This window comes from Corynebacterium argentoratense DSM 44202 (assembly GCF_000590555.1).
In the GTDB taxonomy this organism is placed as follows: domain Bacteria; phylum Actinomycetota; class Actinomycetes; order Mycobacteriales; family Mycobacteriaceae; genus Corynebacterium; species Corynebacterium argentoratense.
In genome coordinates this window covers 1,092,872-1,117,080 of the sequence record NC_022198.1, presented here as the reverse complement: position 1 = coordinate 1,117,080, position 24,209 = coordinate 1,092,872, and the positions used below count along the sequence as shown (strand labels likewise).

Annotated in this window: 22 protein-coding genes and 1 pseudogene; 20 read left to right on the top strand and 3 right to left on the bottom strand. The window is 57.4% G+C overall.

The genetic code is table 11. From position 1 onward, the window contains the following. Positions 1 to 8: 8 nt before the first annotated feature. The 18 genes and pseudogenes from thrS to CARG_RS05235 all read left to right on the top strand — a co-directional run. Positions 9 to 2,021, top strand: coding sequence for a threonine--tRNA ligase (gene thrS / locus CARG_RS05320; protein WP_081761712.1), 2,013 nt, complete (start codon positions 9 to 11; stop codon positions 2,019 to 2,021). Between the two features lie 15 nt (positions 2,022 to 2,036). After that, entirely contained in the window at positions 2,037 to 2,627 is a 591-nt protein-coding gene (locus CARG_RS05315) for an HIT family protein (RefSeq protein WP_020976380.1), read from the top strand. Beyond that, on the top strand, positions 2,621 to 3,292 hold the full coding sequence (gene pgsA, locus CARG_RS05310) for a phosphatidylinositol phosphate synthase (protein ID WP_041747011.1): 672 nt from the start codon (positions 2,621 to 2,623) through the stop codon (positions 3,290 to 3,292). Before CARG_RS05315 ends, pgsA begins: the two co-directional genes overlap by 7 nt. Then, positions 3,293 to 4,225 (top strand): phosphatidylinositol mannoside acyltransferase, encoded by a 933-nt coding sequence (locus tag CARG_RS05305; RefSeq protein ID WP_020976378.1) that lies wholly within the window; start codon positions 3,293 to 3,295, stop codon positions 4,223 to 4,225. Continuing rightward, positions 4,222 to 5,451 (top strand): glycosyltransferase family 4 protein, encoded by a 1,230-nt coding sequence (locus tag CARG_RS05300; RefSeq protein ID WP_020976377.1) that lies wholly within the window; start codon positions 4,222 to 4,224, stop codon positions 5,449 to 5,451. The genes CARG_RS05305 and CARG_RS05300 overlap by 4 nt, the downstream gene beginning before the upstream one ends. Beyond that, positions 5,448 to 5,960 (top strand): hypothetical protein, encoded by a 513-nt coding sequence (locus CARG_RS05295; RefSeq protein ID WP_020976376.1) that lies wholly within the window; start codon positions 5,448 to 5,450, stop codon positions 5,958 to 5,960. The genes CARG_RS05300 and CARG_RS05295 overlap by 4 nt, the downstream gene beginning before the upstream one ends. A gap of 218 nt (positions 5,961 to 6,178) precedes the next feature. Then, complete coding sequence (pdxS, locus tag CARG_RS05290) at positions 6,179 to 7,096, top strand: pyridoxal 5'-phosphate synthase lyase subunit PdxS (RefSeq protein ID WP_020976375.1); 918 nt, start codon at positions 6,179 to 6,181, stop codon at positions 7,094 to 7,096. Between the two features lie 65 nt (positions 7,097 to 7,161). Continuing rightward, positions 7,162 to 8,124: an acyl-CoA thioesterase gene (locus tag CARG_RS05285; RefSeq protein ID WP_020976374.1), complete on the top strand. Its 963-nt coding sequence runs from the start codon at positions 7,162 to 7,164 to the stop codon at positions 8,122 to 8,124. Between the two features lie 4 nt (positions 8,125 to 8,128). Further along, complete coding sequence (gene pdxT, locus CARG_RS05280) at positions 8,129 to 8,734, top strand: pyridoxal 5'-phosphate synthase glutaminase subunit PdxT (protein ID WP_020976373.1); 606 nt, start codon at positions 8,129 to 8,131, stop codon at positions 8,732 to 8,734. A gap of 112 nt (positions 8,735 to 8,846) precedes the next feature. Then, the gene (locus CARG_RS05275; protein WP_020976372.1) at positions 8,847 to 9,599 is read left to right on the top strand and encodes a YebC/PmpR family DNA-binding transcriptional regulator; all 753 of its coding nucleotides are present in this window, start codon (positions 8,847 to 8,849) and stop codon (positions 9,597 to 9,599) included. 57 nt (positions 9,600 to 9,656) lie between these two features. Continuing rightward, entirely contained in the window at positions 9,657 to 10,178 is a 522-nt protein-coding gene (gene ruvC / locus CARG_RS05270; RefSeq protein ID WP_041747504.1) for a crossover junction endodeoxyribonuclease RuvC, read from the top strand. 2 nt (positions 10,179 to 10,180) lie between these two features. Then, a complete protein-coding gene (gene ruvA, locus CARG_RS05265) occupies positions 10,181 to 10,792 on the top strand; it encodes a Holliday junction branch migration protein RuvA (protein WP_041747502.1) in 612 nt (203 codons plus the stop codon). A gap of 50 nt (positions 10,793 to 10,842) precedes the next feature. Next, positions 10,843 to 11,925 carry a Holliday junction branch migration DNA helicase RuvB gene (ruvB, locus tag CARG_RS05260; RefSeq protein WP_020976369.1) on the top strand — a complete coding sequence of 361 codons (1,083 nt, stop codon included), beginning with the start codon at positions 10,843 to 10,845 and terminating at the stop codon, positions 11,923 to 11,925. Between the two features lie 239 nt (positions 11,926 to 12,164). Further along, positions 12,165 to 13,928 carry a protein translocase subunit SecD gene (secD, locus tag CARG_RS05255; RefSeq protein ID WP_144198685.1) on the top strand — a complete coding sequence of 588 codons (1,764 nt, stop codon included), beginning with the start codon at positions 12,165 to 12,167 and terminating at the stop codon, positions 13,926 to 13,928. Positions 13,929 to 13,945: 17 nt separating this feature from the next. Beyond that, positions 13,946 to 15,073 (top strand): protein translocase subunit SecF, encoded by a 1,128-nt coding sequence (gene secF / locus CARG_RS05250; protein ID WP_020976367.1) that lies wholly within the window; start codon positions 13,946 to 13,948, stop codon positions 15,071 to 15,073. 8 nt (positions 15,074 to 15,081) lie between these two features. Continuing rightward, the gene (locus tag CARG_RS05245; protein WP_020976366.1) at positions 15,082 to 16,791 is read left to right on the top strand and encodes an ABC transporter substrate-binding protein; all 1,710 of its coding nucleotides are present in this window, start codon (positions 15,082 to 15,084) and stop codon (positions 16,789 to 16,791) included. 1 nt (position 16,792) lies between these two features. Continuing rightward, entirely contained in the window at positions 16,793 to 17,353 is a 561-nt protein-coding gene (locus CARG_RS05240) for an adenine phosphoribosyltransferase (RefSeq protein WP_020976365.1), read from the top strand. Between the two features lie 117 nt (positions 17,354 to 17,470). Beyond that, positions 17,471 to 19,798, top strand: a pseudogene (locus CARG_RS05235) (RelA/SpoT family protein); the annotation flags it as partial. Positions 19,799 to 19,900: 102 nt separating this feature from the next. Here CARG_RS05235 and CARG_RS05230 read toward each other — a convergent pair. Then, a complete protein-coding gene (locus CARG_RS05230; protein WP_020976363.1) occupies positions 19,901 to 20,308 on the bottom strand; it encodes a hypothetical protein in 408 nt (135 codons plus the stop codon). 218 nt (positions 20,309 to 20,526) lie between these two features. After that, entirely contained in the window at positions 20,527 to 21,384 is an 858-nt protein-coding gene (locus CARG_RS05225) for a peptidylprolyl isomerase (protein WP_041747008.1), read from the bottom strand. A gap of 121 nt (positions 21,385 to 21,505) precedes the next feature. On the opposite strand from CARG_RS05225, the gene CARG_RS05220 reads away from it, so the two are divergent. Next, positions 21,506 to 22,180: an MBL fold metallo-hydrolase gene (locus CARG_RS05220; protein WP_020976361.1), complete on the top strand. Its 675-nt coding sequence runs from the start codon at positions 21,506 to 21,508 to the stop codon at positions 22,178 to 22,180. Between the two features lie 90 nt (positions 22,181 to 22,270). Beyond that, positions 22,271 to 23,551 carry a histidine--tRNA ligase gene (gene hisS / locus CARG_RS05215; RefSeq protein WP_041747495.1) on the top strand — a complete coding sequence of 427 codons (1,281 nt, stop codon included), beginning with the start codon at positions 22,271 to 22,273 and terminating at the stop codon, positions 23,549 to 23,551. On the opposite strand, the gene CARG_RS05210 is transcribed toward hisS, so the two are convergent. After that, positions 23,548 to 24,138 (bottom strand): TetR/AcrR family transcriptional regulator, encoded by a 591-nt coding sequence (locus tag CARG_RS05210; protein ID WP_020976359.1) that lies wholly within the window; start codon positions 24,136 to 24,138, stop codon positions 23,548 to 23,550. The genes hisS and CARG_RS05210 overlap by 4 nt on opposite strands. Between the last annotated feature and the right edge of the window lie 71 nt (positions 24,139 to 24,209).

The following is a 24,209-nucleotide window of genomic DNA, read 5'->3' as shown; positions in this document are numbered from 1 at the left end:
GTGCAGCGATGCGCGAGTTGGAACTGCCCAACAAGGGGCCGGAGGCCATTGTGTGCGCGCAAACGCAAGACGGCACCCTCAAGGACCTTTCGTTTGTGCCTGATTCCGACACAGTGTTCTACCCGGTGCCTGCGAACACCGAAGCTGGCAGAGCTGTCATCCGTCACTCGTGTACTCACGTGCTGGCACAGGCTGTCCAAGCTGAGTTCCCGGGAACGACCCTAGGCATCGGTCCCGCGATCGACAACGGTTTCTACTACGATTTTGACGCCGCGGAGCCCTTCACGCCTGAAGATCTCAAGCGCATCGAAAAGCGCATGAAGAAGATCATCAAACAAGGTCAAAAATTCGAGCGTCGCGTCTACGCCTCCCAAGAAGAAGCATGGGAAGCCTTCAAACACGAGCCCTACAAGCTGGAGCTCATTGAAGATAAAGGTAACGTCGATCCCAATTCTGACGAGGCAACGGAGGTCGGCGCCGGGGAGCTCACCGGGTACTACAACCTCAACCCGCGAACGGGTGAAGTTGAATGGTACGACTTGTGCCGCGGTCCTCATGTTCCGACCACCAAATACATTCCCGCTTTCGCACTGACGCGCTCGTCTGCAGCATATTGGCGCGGGGACCAGTCCAATGCCGGATTGCAGCGAATCTACGGTACGGCCTGGGAGTCCAAGGAGGCTTTGGAGGCTTACCAGCTGATGCTGGAAGAAGCTGAACGCCGCGACCATCGCCGCCTTGGCACAGAACTCGACCTCTTCAGCTTCCCCGATGAGATCGGCTCTGGATTCCCAGTGTTCCACCCGAATGGTGCAATTGTGCGCCTTGAGATGGAAGAGCACTCCCGCCGTCGCCACATCGCATCTGGATATAGCTTTGTCAACACTCCTCACTTGACTAAGGGTGATTTGTTTAAGAAGTCCGGGCACCTGGACTTCTACGCAGACGGCATGTTCCCCCCAATGCAGCTAGATGGCGAGTATGACGCGGAAGGCCACTGCACCAAACAGCCCCAAGATTATTACGCAAAGCCCATGAACTGCCCGATGCATAATCTGATTTTTGCATCTCGTGGTCGCTCTTACCGTGAACTACCTTTGCGACTGTTTGAGTTTGGCACGGTCTACCGTTACGAAAAGTCCGGCGTCATCCACGGACTCACCCGTGCTCGCGGATTCACGCAGGACGATGCCCACATTTATTGCACAGAGGATCAGCTGGAACAAGAACTCACGCAGGTTCTTGACTTCATCATCTCCCTGCTCCGTGACTACGGTTTGGATGATTTCTACCTGGAGCTATCAACCAAGGACGAGGGTAAGTTTGTTGGCTCTGACGAGATCTGGGAGAAATCCACGGCGATCCTCCAGCGCGTGGCAGATGCTTCCGGCCTAGACCTGGTGCCCGATCCGGGTGGAGCAGCCTTCTACGGACCCAAAATTTCCGTACAGGCACGCGACGCGATCGGCCGTACCTGGCAGATGTCTACCGTCCAGTTGGACTTCAACCTGCCCGAGCGTTTCGACCTCGAGTACACCGCCAGTGACGGAACTAAAAAGCGTCCAATCATGATTCACCGTGCGCTCTTCGGATCCATTGAGCGTTTCTTCGGTGTTCTTCTCGAACACTATGCTGGAGCCTTCCCCGCCTGGCTGGCCCCACACCAGGTGGTGGGCATTCCGGTCGCCGAAGCTTTCGTGCCCCATCTCGAGGGCGTGGCACAGCAGCTTCGCGATCGGGGTATTCGTGCAGAGGTTGATACCTCTGACGATCGTATGCAGAAGAAAATTCGCAACCACACCACCTCGCGTGTGCCCTTCATGTTGCTCGCTGGACAGCGGGACGTTGAAGCTCAAGCTGTGAGCTTCCGCTTCCTAGATGGCACGCAGGTTAACGGCGTGCCGGTGGCGCAAGCTGTCGACATCATCACCCAGTGGATCAGTAAGCGCAATAACACGCAGCCCAGCGAAGAAGCCGTCTCGTCCCTGGTGGCCGCGGCATCTGCCACTGATAGTCAGTAAGAAAAAGAGGCGGTTATGAGCACCCAGCACAGGCACGCTGAGCCAGAAGATACTCAACGCACCGTTGTTGACTGTGGCTTGGGAACCCCGGACAGATTAGAGCGCTTGTGGGCCCCCTACCGCATGGACTATATTGCCCTGGGTGCTCAGGACCGTGAACAAGAGTCCTCCGCTCCGCGGGATCCCTTCATTGAAGTCCCCAAGCTATCGGACGAAGATGGATTGATCGTCTCACGCGGCCGCAACGTTTACTGCGTTCTTAACCTCTACCCATATAACCCCGGGCACATGCTGATCGTTCCCTACCGTAAAGTCAGTGACCTGGAAGACCTCACCGTTGAAGAATCTACGGAGCTGATGGCCTACGCCCAGCAGGCAGTGAAGGTTATCAAACAGGTGTCCAGCCCAAACGCGATCAACGTTGGCCTTAACCTTGGCAAGGCCGCCGGTGGTTCAGTCGCTGACCATCTGCATATGCACATCGTGCCCCGTTGGGTTGGTGATGCCAACTTCATGACTGTCATAGACAGCACCAAGGTGTTGCCCCAACGCCTCCGGGATACGCGGGCATTATTCGCCGAAGCCTGGAAGGACCTTTCGTGTTAAGCAGTAGCGGCCGCGGGCCAGCTGCCGTAGTCGTTGAGCCCATAGCCTGCGGACTGCTCAAAGTTGGCCTCACACCGAACGCAGTGACAGTGATAGGAAGCCTCGTGACGGTCGCCTCTGCCGTCATGACAATTCCACAAGGCAAGTTCTTTTTGGGCGTTGTGCTGATCGCTATCTTCGCAGCTTTCGACATGCTTGACGGAACTATGGCCCGGATGCGCGGTGGAGGAACAGCCTTCGGTGCAACTCTTGATGCCACCTGTGATCGACTCACCGATGGTGCACTATTTGCGGCTATCGCATGGTGGCTGTTCTATACCGATGGGGCCCCGCGGATAGTGCTAGGCTCAACCCTCGCTGTGATCATTTTTTCCGAAATGATCTCTTATGTGAAAGCCCGCGCTGAAGCCGGAGGGATGAAAGTAAACGGCGGGCTCATCGAACGGCCCGAACGTATCATCATCGCGTTTATCGGTCTGCTCGCTGCGTCGGTAGGCTTCGTGTCGGTGCTCCACTGGGCAATGGTTATCCTCGCAGTGGCCTCTGCTATCACAGTGGTTCAACGCCTAGTCTTAGCCTCGCGCGACCCACAAGCAGCCGCAGGTGTAGCCGCCCCGCACGGCGCGAAGTCCGCTGAGGAGCTCCGCGGCCCATCGGAGCGATAAATGGGCAAAGTTTCTCCCACCCAAGCACTGTCTGCGGCGGGCTACCTTTTAGCTTGGAAAATTGTCGGCTGGCTACCCCATAAGCTAGCTCGTTCGTTGTTTGACATTGGTGCTCGCGTAGCTTGGCGACGAGCCCAACGGGGCAGCGGACTCAGCGGACTATCAAGCAACCTTGAAGCCATCCTTGGCAAGCAGCGAGTCAACGATGCACTCCTGCTGGCCGCCGTGCGCTCCTACGCCCGATATTGGTGCGAGGCCTTCAGACTCCCCAAACTAGTCGCAAGCCCAAGCCGCAAACGCACACTGCTGCAGACGCTCGATGCTAGCGTCCGTGGCCAGCAGCACCTAGATGCTTCAGTAGCCGAAGGCCGCGGCGTCATCCTTGTGTTAACCCATTCCGGTAATTGGGACATGGCTGGCCTATGGTTGGCCAATTATGCTGGGGAATTTACCACCGTGGCAGAACGCCTCAAACCAGAAATCCTCTACCAACGATTCCTCAGCTTCCGCCAGGGTCTAGGTTTCCGCGTGCTGCCTCTCAGCGGAGGGCAACCCGCATATCCACAATTGCAGAACGTCCTTCGCGCTGGCGGAATCGTCTGCCTCCTGGGAGAACGAGACCTTAAACATAACGGTATGCCCGTAGAGTTCGGCTCCATGAAGGCAACCATGCCAACCGGTGCAGCAACCTTAGCCGCGGAAACAGGTGCAGCTCTACACGTTGCGCACTGCTTCTTCCAAGGACAACAGGGCTGGGGCTTCGACATCTCGCCAGAACTCGATCGCCAGCTAATCCAACGGGGGACTGGCGCAACTCTGCAAGCCGTCGCAGACCTCATGGTCGAACAGCTACGCGCACACCCAGAAGACTGGCACGTCCTGCAGCCACTCAGCCGACCCAAAATAGACGACGAGGCCGGGGAACAACCATGAAAATAGGCATGGTGTGCCCTTACTCCTTCGACGAACCAGGGGGCGTGCAAGCCCACATCATCGACGTCGCTCAGCACTTCATCGACAGAGGGCACGACGTTCGGGTTATCGGTCCATGCAGCCCAGAAACCCCCGTGCCAAGCTTTGTTGTTAAAGGCGGAAAGTCCCTGCCGATCCCCTACAACGGCTCTGTTGCTAGGTTGTCGCTCGGGCCAGCCGTCGACCAAAAGCTTGCTCAGTTTATAGAACAGGGTCACTTCGATGTTCTGCACATCCACGAACCCAACTCACCTAGTTTCTCCATGCGTGCACTGAAACTAGCCCAAGGGCCAATTGTTGCCACCTACCACGCGTCCAGTTCGGGTTCGATGCTCCTTAAAGCAGCAGCACCGATGCTGCGCCCCCTGCTAGAAAAAGTACGCGGCGGTATCGCGGTGTCCGAAATGGCGAGGCGTTGGCAAGTACAGCAGCTCGGAACAGACCCCGTTCTCATACCCAATGGGGTCGACACGTCCATGTTCGTTGCTGCCCGGTCCAAGGAAGCACCCGCCAGCGATGGAGTAGTGCGCGTGGTATTCCTAGGGCGCATCGATGAACCACGTAAAGGGCTTCAACTGCTATTGGAAGCGCTACACATCGACCGCAGCAGAAACAACCGCTCCGACACGGAGCCTGAACTTACAGTCGACGTCATCGGATCAGGTACACCGATTGACACACCTGGAGTGGCCTACCACGGCAAAGTTAGCGACAAAGAAAAAGCCCGATTGCTCGGGAAAGCCGACATCTACGTCGCCCCCAACACCGGTGGCGAAAGCTTCGGTATCGTCCTTGTCGAAGCCATGGCAGCAGGTTGTGCAGTCGTAGCCAGCGACATCGAAGCGTTCAAAGCTGTCTGTAATGCAGACAGTGACTCGCCAGCAGGCCTGCTGTTCCGAAGCGGCGATAGCGATAGCTTGCAACAAGCACTGCGCCGCGCTGCCAACGACTCAGCGCTACGCAACCGCCTAGCCAACGCAGGACGCGCACGAGCCGTGGAATTCGACTGGGACCACGTAGCAGCAAGCATTATGCGCGTGTATGAAACGGTCGCCGACGGCAGCACCGTAACGCTAGAAAAACCCCGCGACAAGCCTCTGAGCGTACTCAAAACTGCACGGCTGCAGGCTAACTCGCCGAGCCCACTGCACGGCGCACAAGGCGAATGCGAGGAGGATAAAGAATGAGCCCCGCCCAAAACTCTACAGTTATCGCAGTAGGCTCCCTCGCCAACACTGGGGTTGTTCTTGCGTTCCTCGCCATCGTCGTGGCGCTGACGCTACTCGCCACCTGGATGATTTTTAGCGCACAAAGACTCAACCGCCTCCATGTGCGTACCGACGCAGCACGGATCAAACTCGAGGTCGCTCTGGACCAAAGAGCCGCCATCGTCGCTGCCGTCGAACCAGCCCTAAGGACACAAGCCCAGGCACTGTCTCAGCTACGCTTCGCAAACCAAGGCGTGGAGGCCAGGGCGAACAAAGAACGGATGTTTAATCAAGCCATAGCCCAGTCAGCTGTCGCCGACCACCCCGCAGTCGTCGACAGCCAGGCGCGTGTTGACCTGGCATTCCGCTTCTACAACGAAGCAGTCTCCGATACGCGATCCCTGCGACTCCGACCACTAGTGAGGTTTCTCAAACTCGCAGGAACCGCGCCTTTGCCTGAATACTGCGACCTCAACGCGGCGTCATAACGCACAGAACGCTGCGAGTGAAACCCTCAGCGCACCACCTTGCCCACCATTAGGAGGTGCACACATGTGGGGGGAAACACGGTTTCGATCCACGCGTCAGGTAGCATATTGTTCGTCACAGGACACGGGCAGCACAGTGAATGCGTTCAAGGCTTCTAGACGCCGCGCAGGATCCTGCCCCGCACGAGCAAAAACACCAGCACAGGAGACAGATTCCTTTGAGCACCTCCGCCGATCAGGCTGCCAACAACGCCCCCAACCGTGGTACCGCGCGCGTCAAGCGTGGCCTAGCTGAAATGCTGAAGGGGGGCGTCATCATGGACGTCGTTACCCCCGAACAGGCGAAAATAGCGGAAGATGCCGGCGCCACGGCAGTCATGGCGCTCGAACGCGTTCCCGCCGACATTCGCGCACAGGGCGGTGTCTCCCGCATGTCCGACCCCGACATGATTGAAGGCATCATCAACGCCGTGTCCATCCCCGTCATGGCGAAGGCACGCATCGGCCACTTCGTCGAAGCCCAGGTACTCGAATCCCTCGGCGTCGACTTTATCGACGAGTCTGAAGTTCTCACCCCGGCCGACTACACCAACCACATTGACAAGTTCGACTTCACCGTTCCGTTCGTGTGTGGCGCCACCAACCTCGGCGAAGCACTGCGTCGCATCAACGAAGGTGCCGCAATGATTCGCTCCAAGGGAGAAGCAGGCACAGGGGACGTTTCCAACGCGGTCACCCACATGCGCACCATCCGCGCAGAAATCAACCGTTTGCGCTCCATGGCCGAAGACGAACTTTACGTCGCAGCCAAGGAACTGCAGGCACCCTACGAGCTCGTTCGTGAGGTTGCCGAAACCGGCACCCTGCCTGTCGTGCTATTCACCGCCGGTGGTATCGCAACCCCCGCTGACGCCGCGATGATGATGCAGCTCGGCGCGGACGGCGTCTTTGTCGGCTCCGGCATCTTCAAATCCGGTGACCCCGAGAAGCGCGCACGCGCCATCGTTCAAGCAACCCAGAATTTTGACGACCCCGCCACCGTTGCCCGCGTCTCCCGTGGATTGGGCGAAGCTATGGTCGGCATTAACGTCGACGAAATCCCTCAGCCCCACCGCCTTGCGGAACGCGGCTGGTAAAAACAGTTCTGGCAGAGTGGCACAAACCGCCGATTAACTGCCGGCGGTACGTGAGGTGAATTCTAATGACGCCATTGGATATGCGCTTAACAAAAACGCTCCGAGCGCTGCAGCTCGACTGCGTTGAAGAGTGCGTGCCCGATGGCGGGGATCAGTCGCATCCGCTAGGCAACCTCATTAGTGACCAACACAGAGGGATTTTCCAGATATATCGGGGGCGTCCCGTCGAGTCAACATTATGGAGAACGTTCGGCGGGCAGGTCGTTGCTCAAGCACTCACTTCCGCTTTGCGCAGCGTGCACGAATCTTTCGCGCCGCAATCACTGCACGCTTATTTCTTGGCCCCAGGCAACCCCACGATCGACACCACATACGAAGTGGAAAAATTGCGCGATGGACGTGGGTTTTGCTTCCGAAGTGTGCGGGCGTACCAGGACCGTTTGGATGCTGACGGGCAGCCAACCGGGTTGCGGCGACTGATTTTCACTCTCCAATGCAGTTTTAAAAAACCGGGTGACATTGGCCCCGATCACGGTGTGAGGCCTCCAGAGGTGTTCTTCGCTGGCCCAGAATCGGTAGAGTCTGACTTTAGCCGGCTGACACCCGAATTCGTGCAGCTGTTGCTACATGAGTGGACGGATTGGGATATACGTATCCTACCCAAGCAACAACCCGACGATGACAACCTTCAGGCCTGGATTCGTTACAAGGGGCCGCGTCCGGCTGGCGACTTTCATTATTTTGATGAAATGGCGTTGGCCTATTGCTCCGACATGACGGTGCTGCAAAGTGGATTTGTTCGTGCTGTTGAGGCTGCCGAGCACCCGGAGGCACTCAATGTTGATAAGGCCAGCTTGGACCATGCTGTGTGGTTCCAACGTCCGATCAACGTGGGGGAGTGGCTGTTTTTGGATAAGCGCAGTCCGACGGGTTTCGGAGCGCGCGTATTTACAGAGGGTCGCTTCTATGACGCCGGAGGAAACATGGTGGCGGTGGTAACTCAAGAGGGGCTCGGTCGCTACACTTAGCGGCATGCTCATTGGTATTTTGGCCGTGCAAGGCGGCGTACGGGAACATCAGCGCACTCTAGATGAATTGAACATCGAGCATCGGGCCGTGCGTCGCGTAGAGCACCTCGAAGGGCTCAATGGTTTGATTTTGCCGGGGGGTGAATCCACAACAATGTCTAAGTTGCTGGAGCTAGGGGGCCTTTTGGAACCGTTGCGATCGGCGCTGGCTCAGGGGTTGCCTGCGTACGGAACGTGTGCGGGGATGATTCTTCTTGCTTCCCAGGTGCTCAACACACGTCCGGATGCGCACTGGTTGGGTGCTATTGATATGGACGTTCGGCGTAATGCTTTCGGGCGTCAGGTGGATTCTTTCGAAGCTGACTTGGATTTCGCCGGTGTCGAGGGCACGGTGCCTGCAGTGTTCATTCGTGCTCCGTGGGTTGAGCGTGTTGGTGATGACGTCGCGGTGCTCTCCCGCGTGCCGTCGGGTGAACACGCCGGCGCGATCGTGGGCGTGCAGCAGGGCAACGTTATGGCGACGAGCTTTCATCCCGAGGTGTCTGGCGATACTCGAGTGCACGCGTACTTTGCCTCTTTAGTTGAGCAAGCGGGCTATACCCATCCCTGATGATAGGTTCGCGGGTGCTGCCCGCGGCCTGGCGCGCGGGTTGGTTTCCTGGGCGCGCTATAGTTAACGGTTTAGAACGAGCGAAACATATATCGGAAGGTGACGTTACTTAATGTCCGGACACTCAAAATGGGCCACAACCAAGCATAAGAAGGCCGCTAACGATGCTAAGCGTGGCAAAGAGTTCGCCAAGCTGATTAAGAACATTGAGGTAGCGGCCCGCACCGGTGGCGGCGATCCTGCTGGCAACCCCACGTTGGATGACATGATCCGCAAGGCCAAGAAGGCCTCGGTTCCCAACGACAATATCGAGCGTGCCCGCAAGCGCGGCGCTGGTGAAGAGGCCGGCGGCGCCGACTGGCAGACCATCATGTACGAAGGCTACGGCCCTGGCGGCGTAGCCGTTCTGATCGAGTGCTTGACCGATAATCGCAACCGCGCAGCCACCGAAGTTCGTACCGCTATGACGAAAAACGGTGGCAACATGGCCGAGTCTGGTGCGGTGTCCTACCTGTTTACCCGCAAGGGCGTGGTTACCGTCGCCAAGGGCGAACTGACCGAGGACGATGTCCTTCTGGCAGTGTTGGAAGCTGGCGCTGAAGAGGTTAATGACCTGGGTGAAAAGTACGAAGTGGTTTCTGCTGCCGGTGACATGGTTGCGGTGAAGGAAGCACTGGTCGCCGCCGATATTGAAATTGACGAGGCGGATTCCGATTTCCGCGCATCGGTCGAGGTGCCCTTGGATGTCGATGGCGCCAAGAAGATGATCAAGCTCATCGACGCCCTTGAGGATTCCGACGATGTGCAGAATGTCTTCTCCAACATGGACCTCAGCGATGAGGTCGTCGCTGCACTTGACGCCTAGATCAGCCTCGTATTTCCCCCACGACAACTGGCAGAGGGTTGACCATTTATGGCAATGATGAACCTTGAGGGTCTGCGTGTAATGGGTATTGACCCTGGTCTGACACGCTGCGGACTGTCAGTTGTGCAGGCGGGCCGGGGCCGACAGGTTTTACCGATTGCCGTGGGGGTCGTGCGCACGCCGTCCGGTGATGATCTCACCGATCGCCTGCTGGGTTTGAGCGAAGGCGTTAACCAGTGGATGGACGATTACCAACCTGAGGTCGTAGCCATTGAGCGCATCTTCGAACGCAGCAACGTCTCGACTGTGATGCACACGGCACACGCAGTCGGGGTGCTTGTCCTCGCAGCAGCGCAACGGGGGATACCGGTACACATGTACACCCCCAGCGAGGTAAAAAAGGCCATTAGCGGAAACGGCCGGGCGGATAAAAAACAGATGACCGCCATGATCACTCGAATACTTGGGCTCAGCGAACCCCCACAACCTGCCGACGCAGCAGACGCCCTCGCGCTAGCAGTCTGCCACTGCTGGCGGGCGCCTCTACTAGCCACCGTTAAAGGATCAACGTACCAATGAACATGATCGCTTCCCTTCGAGGCACCGTCCTCTCGGTCGGGCTAAACAGCGCCGTCATCGAATGCGGTGGGGTCGGCTACGCGATTCTCGCCACCCCGCAAACCCTCGCCGAAATGCACAAAGGCCAAGAGCGTCATATTTTCACACAAATGGTGGTTCGTGAAGACGCAATGGTTCTCTACGGTTTTGCGGATACAGCAAGCCGAGACATTTTCAACACCCTGCAGTCGGTATCCGGGCTCGGTCCGAAACTAGCCCTCGCAGCTTTGAGTGTGTACACGCCTCAAGATCTCGCCACCCGCATCTCAACTAGCGATGTAAAAGGCCTGCAAAAAATTCCCGGTGTCGGCAAGCGAATGGCCGAACGCATGGTGGTCGACCTGAAAGACAAGGTCAACCTTTACGCAGCAGCACCCAGTGCAACGAACGACACTGTCTCGTCTGCGGCGAGCCCCGCGACGTCATTAGTAACAGAGTCAGTCGTAGAGGCACTGACAGGTCTAGGCTTTACCGCAGCGCAGGCCGACAAAGCCGTAGCGACAGTGATCGCTAACCAGCCGGATGCTTCGACTTCAGAGGCGCTGCGCGCCGCCCTGAAAGTACTGGGCAAATAAGCACACAGTGGAACCGCCCCATCCGACACCGAGCGAGGACATAACCACCAATGGCTGAGATTGAACGCACAGAATTCAACATCGCCCCCAGTGCACGCACACCCACGTCGCAAAGGATAGACGGTTCCTCGCCCATCGAACCGACCGCCCAGAGCGAAGACAACGACATCGAATCCGGCTTGCGCCCGAAGAGCCTGTCGGAGTTCATTGGCCAGCCCAAGGTGCGCAACCAGCTTGACCTAGTGTTGACCGGTGCTAAACGACGCGGCGTCGTACCGGATCACGTGCTACTGTCTGGCCCCCCTGGCTTGGGCAAAACCACCATGGCGATGATCATTGCCCAAGAGCTTGGCTCGAGTTTGCGGATGACCTCTGGCCCCGCATTGGAGCGAGCCGGTGATCTGGCGGCGATGCTGTCGAACCTGATGGAGGGCGACGTGCTGTTCATCGACGAAATTCACCGTATCGCCCGACCTGCGGAAGAAATGCTCTACATGGCTATGGAGGATTTCCGCATCGACGTGATCGTCGGCAAAGGCCCCGGGGCGACCTCCATTCCGCTTGAGATCGCACCTTTCACATTGGTTGGGGCGACCACCCGCTCTGGAATGCTGACGGGCCCGTTGCGTGATCGATTTGGTTTTACAGCGCAGATGGAGTTTTATGACGTCGCGGACTTAACGAAGGTAGTCACGCGTGCGGCCCGAATCCTTGGGGTGGGCATTGACCCTGATGCAGCGGTTGAGATCGCCTCACGGTCGAGGGGGACACCGCGTATTGCCAACCGATTACTACGCCGCGTACGCGACTATGCGGAAGTTCATGCTGATGGTCACATCGATTTTTCCTCCGCGCAGGCAGCGCTGGTGGTGTTTGACGTAGACGAGATGGGGCTTGATCGACTGGACAGGGCAGTACTGGATGCGCTGATCAACGGGCATGGGGGAGGGCCTGTGGGTGTGTCTACCCTTGCGGTCGCTGTGGGTGAGGAGCCCTCCACGGTTGAGGAGGTGTGCGAACCCTATCTGGTGCGTGCGGGCATGGTTGCACGCACCGGGCGTGGCCGTGTTGCCACTGCTGCTGCATGGCGACACTTGGGTTTGGAACCGCCCGAGGGCGCGATCGGTCTTTAGAATTCGCCCCCGGTGGGTAAAGCTCTGGCCAAATAGGGTAGGTTAAGTGTTTGGTCTTTGTCTTTTTTATAGACATTCTCTTTTCTTTATAAGGAGCTTTTCCCTTGGCCCTCAATGATCGACAAGCCGGCCGTCTGGCGAGCGGGTCAGCTGCCTGGCCGAAGCGCGCGATCGCTTTGTTCGTCTTGCTTTTGGCCGTTGTATATTCGCTGGTGTTTTTCACGGGTAACAAGCAGGCTATGCCGAAGCTCGGTATTGACCTTCAGGGCGGTACGCGCGTCACCCTCGTGCCGCAGGGTGAGCAACCCACCCAGGATCAGCTCGCACAGGCCCGTGCGATCTTGGAAAAGCGCGTCAACGGCATGGGCGTTAGCGGCGCCAGCGTGGTGACAGACGGTAACACCCTCGTCATCACGGTGCCGGGTGAGGATACCTCTCAGGCTCGCACGTTGGGTGAGACATCCCAATTGGTCTTCCGGCCGGTCTCTGAGGGGGCTGGGGTAGATTACCAGTCTCTGCCAAGCACCGTTGAGCAGATGGCAACCCGCTGGGTTCACGCAGGTGTCATTTCCAAAGATGCTGCGCAGGAGCGCGTCAACGCTATTTACGACGAGTTGAACTCGGCGCTTGCGAATGCCGCAGCTCAGGCTGGGGGAGAAGCCCCGGCGCAGCCAGAGAAATCCAACATCACTTTGAATGCTGAGGAACCGGCTAAACCGGAGAACTCCATCGAAGCGGCCGAGTTACGTTCAAAGCAGCTTGAGGTCCTTAAGGCTGATCGCCAATCGGAAGATCCAACCACACTGGCTGCTGCTTCTGCACTGATGGTGTGCAACGATGATCCCGATCCGCTGGCTGGTGCTGATAGCCCGGCTTTGCCCCTGGTGGCTTGTGATCCTACCTCGGGCCACAATCTAGTGCTGGAAGCATCACCATTGTTGAAGGGCCAGCAGGGTGTTGATGGCCAGCGACTGACTGGTTCCCAGATTGACACAGGTTCCCCGATCACCGGTGGTTTCAACCCGCAATCGGGCCAAAACGAAATTACCTTCCGTTTCAAGTCCTCTGATGGCAACGAAGGTGCGGCCACCTGGGCCCAGTTGACCAGTGAGAACATTGGCAAGCAGGTCGCTATTACCTTGGACTCCAAGGTGATTTCGGCCCCGGTGATGCGCTCGGCCATTCCGATCGGTTCCGCTACCTCCATCGACGGTAGCTTCACCACCGAGGAAGCAATCGCCCTTGCTAATAACCTGCGTTACGGTGCACTTCCGCTGTCCTTCGCCGGTGAAAATGGCGAAGTTGGTGGCACCGCCACTACGGTTCCTGCAACCTTAGGCTTGGCATCGCTTAAGGCCAGTCTGATCGCCGGCATTGTCGGTTTGATTCTGGTGAGCTTGTTCGCACTGGCCTACTACCGTCTGTTTGGCACCCTTGCCATCGCCTCCTTGTTCGCATCCGGTGCGTTCATTTACGGTGCGCTCGTGTTGCTGGGACGCTGGCTTGGTTACTCGCTCGACTTGGCGGGCGTTGCAGGTCTGATCATCGGTATTGGTACAACCGCCGACTCTTTCGTCGTGTTCTATGAGCGCATTAAGGACGAGGTTCGTGACGGTCGTACGTTCCGCTCCGCTGTGCCGCGCGCATGGAACCGCGCAAAGCACACGATCATGTCTGGCACGTTCGCATCGCTTATTGCAGCCGTCGTGCTCTATGTCGTTGCGGTTGGAGATGTCAAGGGCTTCGCCTTCACCCTCGGGTTGACGACGATCTTCGACCTCGTGATCACCTTCTTGGTCACGGCTCCGCTGCTTGTGTTGGCTTCTCGCCGCGCGTGGTTTGCTCGCCCGGCAGTCAACGGCCTGGGCCGAGTGATGAAGGTCGCCCAGAAACGTCGCTCGCTTGGCGAGTCCTTGCCAGGCGACGCAGCGGTGTCTTCGACGTCACCAGCAACTGATGACCCCTCCACGTCTGGTACGGCCGGTACCACCGGTGCTAAGTAGAAAGGGGAGTAGCGATTATGAATACCACTCCTGACACAAAAGTTTCTGTCGCTCAAAGGATGCTGACCGGTGCAGGCGGTCTGGACTTTGTCGGACGCAGGAAGACCTGGTACTCGATCACCGCTGTGGTAATTGTGGTGTGTTTCGCCGCGATTATTCTGCGCGGTTTTTCCCTGGGTATTGACTTCTCCGGCGGTACTAAGATGAACATGCCGGCGGGCGGCATCAACCCAAGTTCGGTGTCGCAGACTTTTGAAGAGGCCACCGGTGTTGAACCCGAGCAGGTTCAGGTCGTTGGTTCCGGCGAGTCTCGCATTTTGGAGATTAATTCTCAGCGCCTGGATCAGAGTCAGATTGACGCCGCGCGTCTTGCGCTGTTTGATGCTTACCAGCCGAAGGATTCCACCGGCACGGCAAGCCCGGACGCTATCGGCGATTCAACGGTGTCTGAGTCGTGGGGTTCTACGATTACCCACCGCATGCTTCTGTCGCTTGGCATTTTCCTCGTTCTGATCTTCGGGTACATCACCCTGCGCTTCGAGCGTGATATGGCTATTTCTGCTATCGCCGCTTTGGGCGTTGATGGCATCGTGATCGCCGGTATCTATGCGATCACCGGTTTCGAGGTAACTCCGGCGACGGTTATTGGTTGGTTGACCGTTCTGGCCTTCTCCCTTTACGACACGGTCGTGGTTTTCGACAAGGTTAAGGAGAACGCCGCAGGTTTCCTTGGGTCACGCCGCCGGACGTATGCCGAGTTGGCTAATGCGGCCGTCAACCAGACTGTTATGCGCTCGATTTCTACGACACTATTTTCTGCCATCCCGATCGCGTCGTTGATGGTCGTGGCTGTGTGGTTGATGGGTGTGGGCACCTTGAAGGACCTGGCTTTGGTCCAGCTGATCGGTGTGGTCGAAGGTACGTTCTCTTCGATTTTCCTCGCCACCCCGTTCCTTGTGTCTTTGAAGTCTCGTCAAGCGAAGATCCGTAAGCATGACGCCGCGGTGCTGCGCGCTCGCGTTCAGGTTGCTGGCGAGGAGCCAGGCGATCTGGTGGATGCTTCCGTGGATGTCGTGGAGGAATCTGAAAAGCGTCACGTTTCGCTTGCTCAGGATCCGGATGCGGGTTTGACGTGGCGCCCCTAAGAGGTCTCTTGCGGTCTTCTATTGCACTCTGTTCGGCTGCTGCGTGTTTGTGTGCAACGGCTTGTTCGGAGCCGGAACCAGAATGGCCGGATCAGTTTGGCTATGCGACTTCTGCTCAGTTTTTAACCGTTAATGCTGGCTCCGAGTTGGGTGCGACCACTGGTGCTGACGCTATTGCCTCACGCTTGTTCCCGGGTGTTTTCGTACATGGGCCTGAGGGGCAGTTTATTCCCAGCCGAGATTTCGCTACGGCTTCAGTGGTGGATGTTCCTGGCGTCGCTGGGCCGGCACCGTTCTATAGCGGTGAAGGTTCTGTTCCCGATGCACCTGCCGGTAGCGTCATTGACTATGTGATTGCACAAGGGGCGCGTTATTCCGACGACGTCGAAGTAACGTGCGATGATTTTTTGCTTGCTTTCACTGCCGGAGTGATGAAGGAAACCTTCCATAGTGCTGTGCCTTTGATGCATCAGGTCGATCATGTTGATTGTGCACCGGGGGCAAAGCAGTTTCGACTGTTTTTTAAACCCGGTCTGGGGTCGCGCTGGAGGGAGCTGTTTTCTCCTGGAACGGTGATGCCTTCTCACGTGGTTGCTCAGGCTGTTGGGTGGGACTCTCAGCAGTTGGTTGATGCTTTGGATCGCCGTGATCCGGATGAGCTTGCCTCAGTAGCTGAGGCGTATGGTGCGGCGTTTAGGTTGGACGCACCTGAGGGGGTGTCTATTCCCTCGAGTGGGCCTTTCATGATCGAGTCCCGTACCCCGGAGGGGGCCTTGATTTTGGTTCGTAATGAGGCCTATCCTGGCGATCCTGCGGAACTAGACAAGATCTACATGTGGCCAGCTGGGGCAGATGTCGCCGAGTTGGCAGCCAACAATGATCTTGAGATCGCTGATCTTGTCGGTAGCGGATTCCCGGCTTGGGTGGATCGTGACGATCCGAAGAATCGTTTTGATGTCCAGTCGGTTGAGGGCGATCTTAACGAGGTGTTGGCTTTGGGCAATGCCGGCGTTTTTGCTAGTAATGCTGCCAGACGTGCGTTCGCTTCCTGTGTCGATCCGGTTGCTGTCGCAGCGGCATCGTCGAAGGTGGCGGGTGTTGAGGTCGCGCCAATGGGTTTGCGTTTGACCACCGCGGACGATCCTATCAACGATAATCTTTCTGATATTGCCCAGGCGCACATCACTGCTGACGTCGCGGGGGCTGAGGTTTTGAGGGATGCAACGGTGCGCATTGGCTATGTGGGGCCGGATCCACGGAAGGCCGCGATGGTTCAGGCGATCGCGGCGTCATGCGCCCAAGCAGGAGTGACGGTGGTCGATGTTTCTGATCAGGCTTCCTACCCGAGTGACGTGATTAGGACCTCTGATGCTTCTGATTATGGTTTCGGTGCAGCTCAGTCGGAGGATCCTGCGGCACAGTGGTCTCAGTCGTGGTCAGTGAGCGAAGTCATTGATGGTGCTGCCGACGCATTATTGGTTGCTATTGACCCTTATTACTCTTATCCCACATCGAATGCCACGGTGAGCGACGTCGAGTCGTTGAGGGCGGAGGAACAACGGTTGTGGTCGACAGTTCCTACCGTGCCGTTGTCGGTGCAACCGCGAACTCTCGTTTTTGACAGAAGGGTTGCTAACGTTGTGGCCCACACGGCTCTAGCCGGTATCGGCTGGAATATGGATCGTTGGGCTCAGGCCCAAGAAGGCGAGAAAAAATAGCATGAGCTTTTCCTGTGTACATGAGGCTCTAGATGCACGTATGCGTAGGGTTCCCGATTTTCCGCTGCCGGGGGTGTTGTTCGAAGACCTCACCCCTGTGCTTGCTGATGCTGAGGCTTTTGCTTTGGTGGTTGATACCTTGGCGGAACGTGTAAAGGAATGCGGCGCTGATCTTATTGCTGGCCTTGACGCCAGGGGTTTCCTGCTTGGCTCCGCGGTTGCGTATCGTCTCGGCTTGGGTATTTTGGCTATCCGGAAGGCTGGGAAGCTGCCTCCGCCGGTGTTCTCCCAAGAATATGCCCTGGAGTATGGAACTGCAGCGCTTGAGGTTCCTCACGATGATTCATTGGTCCGAGATAAACGGATCGTTCTTGTCGATGACGTGTTGGCGACTGGCGGTACACTTAGTGCCGCCGCGTCGTTGCTGGAACGTGCAGGCGCCGTCGTCACTGGTTGTGCCGTCGTCTTGGAGGTTCCGGGGCTCGGAGGCCGTGAGGCAGTGGGGGACACACCGTTGATAGTTGTTGGCAATGATGAGAGCAACGCTTGCCCCAATGTTTAGCGCTACCCAGTAGCACGGTAGTGTGTAAGTGTAATGTCCGTCACCTGGAGGAAGGTTCTTTGCTTCCAGGGCTGATGGGCCGTCCTATCGAGTGAAGAGAAGCAGGGGATAGTGATGCCAGAAGGTACAGGATCGCAATCTTCCCCACGGCCCGGCAACGCCCGAGGCCACAAGGCATTGCCATCGAAGCAGCAAGCGACGATGCTCAGCATGTCGGCGCGCCTAGCGCGCAGCCTTACCGGGTCGCGGGTCAAGACAAACCCTGTGCTTGACCCGTTGGTTAGCATTCACCGCAGCATCCACCCCAAAGCTGATATCCAGGTCATCGAACGGGCTTATGATACCGCCGAGCGTCTGCACGAAGGGGTGTATCGCAAGTCGGGGGACCCCTACATCACCCACCCACTTGCTGTTGCAACGATTGTAGCGGAAATTGGCATGGATACCACCACGGTGGTTGCGGCGCTACTCCACGACACCGTGGAAGACACCGATTATTCACTCGACGATCTGACCGCGGACTTCGGGCCTGAAGTAGCCCGGCTGGTCGACGGGGTTACCAAACTGGATAAGGTGGCGCTTGGCGCAGCAGCTGAGGCTGAAACCATCCGCAAGATGATTGTTGCGATGAGCGAGGATCCCCGTGTCCTAGTCATCAAAGTGGCCGACAGGCTGCATAATATGCGCACCATGCGCTTCCTGCCCCCGGAGAAGCAGGCGAAGAAGGCCCGTCAAACTCTGGAAGTTATCGCGCCGTTAGCTCACCGACTGGGTATGGCTTCGGTGAAGTGGGAGTTGGAAGATCTCTCCTTTGCAATCTTGTACCCCAAGAAGTACGAGGAGATTGTTCGCCTCGTCGCAGACCGTGCACCCTCCCGCCACCGTTATATGGAGGACGTCATCGATTCGCTGTCGCGGGTGCTGTCAGACAACCATATTGCAGCCGAGGTTATGGGACGGCCGAAGCACTACTGGTCGATCTACCAGAAGATGATTGTCCGCGGACATGATTTTGACGAGATTTTTGATCTTGTGGGCATCCGTATTTTGGTCGATAACGTCAATAATTGCTATGCGGCGATCGGCGCAGTGCACTCTCTGTATAACGCGCTGCCTGGCCGTTTTAAAGACTATATTTCCGCACCCCGATTCGGGGTATACCAGTCCTTGCATACGACAGTCATGGGCCCGGGGGGTAAACCCCTGGAGGTGCAGGTGCGCACGCACGAGATGCACTATCAGGCCGAGTTTGGGATCGCTGCCCACTGGCGCTACAAGGAGACCAAGGGCAGTCACAAGGGTGATCAAGCAGAAGTCGACCAGATGGCATGGATGCGACAACTGTTGGATTGGCAGAAAGACGCCGCGGACCCCAACGAATTTCTGGACAGTCTGCGTTACGACTTAACCGCGAAACAGATCTTTACCTTTACGCCTAAAGGCGATGTCGTTAACCTTCCTGTCGGCGCGACGCCAGTGGACTTTGCGTACGCGGTGCATACAGAGGTCGGTCACCGCTGTATCGGTGCGAAGGTTAATGGCAAGCTCGTTGCCCTCGAATCGTCCCTAAAATCGGGTGACAGGGTAGAGATCTTTACTTCGAAGGATGTTCATGCCGGCCCCTCGCGGGACTGGATGACTTTTGCGGTATCACCGCGGGCCAAGTCGAAGATTCGGCAGTGGTTTGCAAAGGAACGCCGGGAGGAACACCTTGAAGAGGGCCGCGAGGCGATGGCTTCCGAAATTAGCCGTGGTGGTTTGCCGCTGAGCAAACTTTACACCCCGCAGTCCATGAAAACCGTGGCGGGAGACCTCAACTATAACGATGTTGACGCTCTGTATACCGCCATTGGTGCCGGTAGTATTTCGGCGCAGCATGTGGCGCAGCGTTTGGTGGCATTATTCGGGGAAAAGTCCTCTAATGATGTTGGGGCGGCCGGCAGCGGAATTCTCCAGGACCTTGTTAAGCAGCGCAAAGCAGGCTCTGAAGATAGTGGTTTGTTGGTCCAGGGCCAGCCTGATGTACTCGCCAAAGTTGCCCAGTGCTGCATGCCGGTGCCCGGTGACCAGATTTTCGGTTTCGTCACCAAGGGTGGCGGCGTGTCTGTGCACCGCGTGAACTGTACCAATTCAGAAAGGCTCCATCAGGAACCTGAGCGTCTCATCGAGGTCACGTGGGCGGGCGAGTCTGGAAGCTCTGTTTTCGCCGCGACACTCGGCGTAGAGGCACTGGATCGCCAGGGTTTATTGTTTGAGCTCACAAGGGTGATCAATGAGCAGCGAGTGGCCGTAGTAGCGATGACGAGCCGCTCATCGGACGACCATGTGGCTGTATGTACATTCACTTTTGAAGTATCTGACACGAAGCAACTCGGGTCGCTGATGACGCAACTGCGCAACATTGAGGGTGTGTTCGATGTTTACCGTGTGGCGGCCCCTGCATAGCCTTAAATAGACGGTGACGCTATCGGAGTACGGGGCAGGAACTTTCCTAAGGAAAGAAAAAGCCGCGATGTGTTAACACACATCGCGGCTTTTTAGGCGCTTTTAGAAGCGGGGTGCGAAGTTCTTGGTGAGCTTCTCAATAGCGGTCTGCATGGAGACAACTGCGGTGAAAAGGGAAGCGATGATGCCGATGAGCTTAACGATCTCACCGATCTTGTCAGCCCAGGTGGTCACCTTGGATTTGCCGTCGTTGTCGCCGTCCTTGGGGGTCTCGGAGGAGCCCAGGGCGCCGGAGATCTTGGAGGAGGTGGAGTTGTCCTTATCCTTGTCCTGATCCTTGTTCTTGTCCTTGCCGGACTGGTCATCCTGAGCGGCAGGGGCAGGGGCAGCGTTGCTCGGAGCAGCTGCAACGGGCTCGTCAGCGAAAGCGGGGGCAGCGTGAACGGTGCCAGCGGTCAGGGCGACCACAGCGGTAGCTACGGTGAGGGTCTTGCGGATGTTGAGCTTCATGTAAAGCGTCCTTAAAAGTCGTAAAACCGAAGTGGGTTACCACCAAGGGTAACCGGTTTCTTAAAATTTTCAACCCTTGACGGGTCCTCGGGTGATTCTAGCCTATCTTTTGCTGCGGTGCAGTGCATCTAAGCGTGTGAGGCGCCACGAGCCTCCCCATATGTAAAACAGCTGTTCAGAGTTGGTTTAGGTGGGGAGGTGTCGTGGTAGCTGGAACGCTACTTAACGCTCGCAGAGTTGATGGTCACAGATTCGACGGGGGTACCGTCCGTGGCGCCTTGTCCATTGCCAGATCCGGGTTGGACGCCGGCCTCGGCAACCTTGTCGATAACTTTCAGACCTTCATCGGAGATCGTACCGACGTAGGTGTAGTTGGGGGCCAGGGGAGAGTCCTTGTAGTTGAGGAAGAACTGAGAGCCGTTGGTGTTGGGTCCGCTGTTTGCCAGAGCGATGCTGCCACGGGGGTAGGTTACCTGCGGGCTGGTGATACCTGCGTCGCCCACTGGGTATTCATCGCTGTAGCTAAAGCCGGGGCCACCTACGCCATCACCGTTGGGGCTGCCGCACTGGAGCACGTAGATGCCATTGGTGGTCAGGCGATGGCAGGTTTTGCCGTCATAGAAGCCAGTCTTTGCGAGGTGCTCGATAGCGTTAGCTGCACAGGGTGCAGCGGCACGGTTCAGAGTGACGGGAATGTCACCCTGGTTGGTGGCGAAATCGATAGACACCGTGCCGGTTGCCGGTACGTCGGTGCCGTTCGGTAGGTCTGCACTGCCTGCGTCCCCTGATGGGGTGTATTCACAGCTGACGGTCTCGGGCAGGGCCTGGCTGGGCTTCCCGTCGAGTACTGTTGCTGCATCAGGTGCGGTGGACTCTGCTGCTGCGGTGTCTTGCTCGTTGTTGCCTGAAGAATCGCGAGTTGCGGCGAACCAGATGCCTCCGCAGATGATGACAAGCACTGCCAAGGCTGCGAAGACGACACCGAGCGGTTGTGTCTTCTCAGATCGATCACGTGCTTTGAGTTCCTTGTTTAGTGCGTCCATGGCCTGGGCGCGGCGTTCTCGGTTATTGCTCACCTGTTGGGCCTCACTGTGTTGGTTATCGTCTGGGTGGCACCCGTGTGTCCACGAGCTGTTGCACGAGTTTCGGCATGCATCCCATGACATCTTAGCGGCAGGCGGTCTATTGTTTTGAAGCATGGGAGAGTTGATCAAAGATGTGTCCATCGCTTGCGCGCCGTTAGGTCCATTTCAGACGAACTGCTATCTGCTGTTCGTGGAGGATTCTTCCGGGGATAAACGTTGCGCGATTATTGACCCCGGGCTCGGTGCGCTAGCCGCGATCCAGGAAGAGATTGCCGCACAGGATGCGGAGGTTACAGACGTATTTCTTACCCATGGGCATATTGATCACACCCGCGGTGCCGCCGAAGTGGCGCAGTTCTACAACGTTGCTGTGTCTATTCATCCCGATGACGCATTTATGCTGACCAAGCCTGCTGCTGGTGTGAGCGCGCAGATCGCAGCATTGTTTGACGCCGCGTCGATGGAGACGCCGCCACAGATCGTCCATGTGGTCGATGGTCAGCGTATTTCTCTTGCTGGTGTGGAGTTCCTCATTCGCCACGCCCCTGGACATTCTCCCGGTTGCATCTTGGCGGTTGGGGAGGACCTGGTGTTTTCAGGTGACGTGTTGTTTAAAGGCTCCATTGGCCGTACGGATCTTCCTTATTCAGATCCTGAAGCGATGGAGCATTCATTGGAAACGGTCGTGAAGAACCTCCCGACAGATCTTCCGGTCTTGCCAGGCCATGGTCCAGCAACGTCTGTCATCGCTGAGCTGCGTTCTAATCCTTTCCTCGGAGCGCGCTAAGCCAAGTAGCGCCGTGGTCGGGGTGGCAGGTTACACTGTTTGCTTGTGACTGACGATGCTTCGAAGACAACTGCCCCCCAGGTAGACGCAGTGCGTCCTGCCAAGAAGAAGAACAAGAGCTTTTCCGCGCCTAAGGGTGTTCTGGATTATGTGCCCTCTCGGTCGGCGACTTTTGTTGCAGTACGTGAGGCCTTTGCACAGAATGCGGCAGCTGCTGGTTTTGGCCACGTTGAGCTACCGGTCTTTGAAGACACCGAATTGTTTGCCCGCGGCGTGGGGGAGTCCACCGATGTGGTGAGCAAAGAAATGTACACCTTTGAGGACCGCGGTGGGCGTTCCGTCACGCTGCGTCCCGAGGGTACCGCTGGCGTAATGCGTGCAGTTATCGAGCACGGGCTTGACCGCGGCCAGCTTCCTGCGAAACTGTCCTATACAGGTCCTTTCTTCCGCTATGAGCGCCCCCAAGCTGGACGCTATCGCCAATTGCAGCAGTTTGGTGTCGAGGCTATCGGCGTTGACGATCCGGCGTTGGATGCGGAGGTTATTGCTCTGGCGGATCGATGCTTCCGCTCCATTGGACTAGACGGCTATCGTCTGGAATTGACGTCTCTGGGGGATTCGACCTGCCGGCCCCAGTACCGACAGAAGCTTCAGGAGTTTCTGCTAGGACTGCCCTTGGACGAGGAAACCCGTCGTCGCGCGCACATCAACCCGTTGCGCGTGCTCGATGATAAGCGGCCTGAGGTTAAAGAAATGACTGCGGAAGCTCCGCTGATGCTTGATCACTTGAGTGCCGAAGCCGCCGAGCACTTCGATACCGTTCGCTCCTACCTGGATGCTTTGGGCGTGGATTATTTGGTCAATCCTCGTCTTGTTCGTGGTTTGGATTACTACACCAAGACCTGTTTTGAATTTGTTCACGACGGTCTGGGTGCGCAGTCCGGCATCGGTGGTGGCGGTCGCTATGACGGATTGATGGCGGAGCTTGGCGGCCAGGATTTGTCCGGTATCGGTTTTGGTTTGGGGCTTGATCGCGCTCTGCTCGCCTTGGAGGCTGAGGGTAAGAGCTTTGGCCCCCAGTCGCGCGTTGACGTGTATGGCGTCGCGATGGGGCGGGAAGCGAAGGCACAGATGGTGCACTTGATCAATCAGGTCAGGCAGGCGGGTCTGCGGGCGGACATGTCCTATGGTGATCGCGGCCTGAAGGGTGCGATGAAGGGTGCTGATAGGGCGGGTGCCCGTTATGCTTTGGTCTTGGGGGATCAGGAGCTTGAGCAGGGCACTGTGGTGGTTAAGGATCTTGCGGCCCACGAACAGGTTGACGTCGCGTTGGTTGACGTTGTGCAGGTTCTGCGGCGCCGCATGGCTTAGCGCTGGCCGCGGTCTGGTGGCGGGCTGTCAAGGCCTGCCGCAAGCCCACCGAGGTAGAGGCTGACCAGCTGATCGGTGATGTGTGGTTCTAGGGCCAGGATTCCTGGAACCGGGGGGCGGGTGACTGTGATGAGCCCGATGATGAAGGTGTTGTAGCTGATGTTTTCTGCTACGAGCCCGTGGTCTTTTGCTTTGCGCAAGATGCGTTCGCCGTTGTGTTGTGTGTGGTGGCGCAGTTCCGCGACGTCATTGGGTAATTGATTGAGGTCGTCGGGGGCGAAGGTTGATACGAGGTGGGAGATTCCCATATCGACGAGTTCGTTGACGTAGGTGTTCCAGCTATCGGCGGGGTGTTCGTCGAAGGAATCCAGGATGTCGTGCTGCAGTGCTAGTGCTTGCTCGAAGAAGTAGGCTCCGCAGGCGTAGAGCAAAGCGGAGCGGTCGGGGAAATTGCGGTAAAGGGTGGCGATCCCGACGCCGGCGCGTTCTGCGATGGTTTCAAGTGCAACGGTTTCTGGCTGCGTACGGAAGATCTCGGCGGCTGCGGTAATGATGCGTCGTCGCCGTTCGAGTGCGTCGCTGCGCATGCTGGCTCCTTGGTGTTGGCATTCCTGCGGCCGCACGAAAGTGATAGTTGCGCGTCCGTTTATTGTGTTAG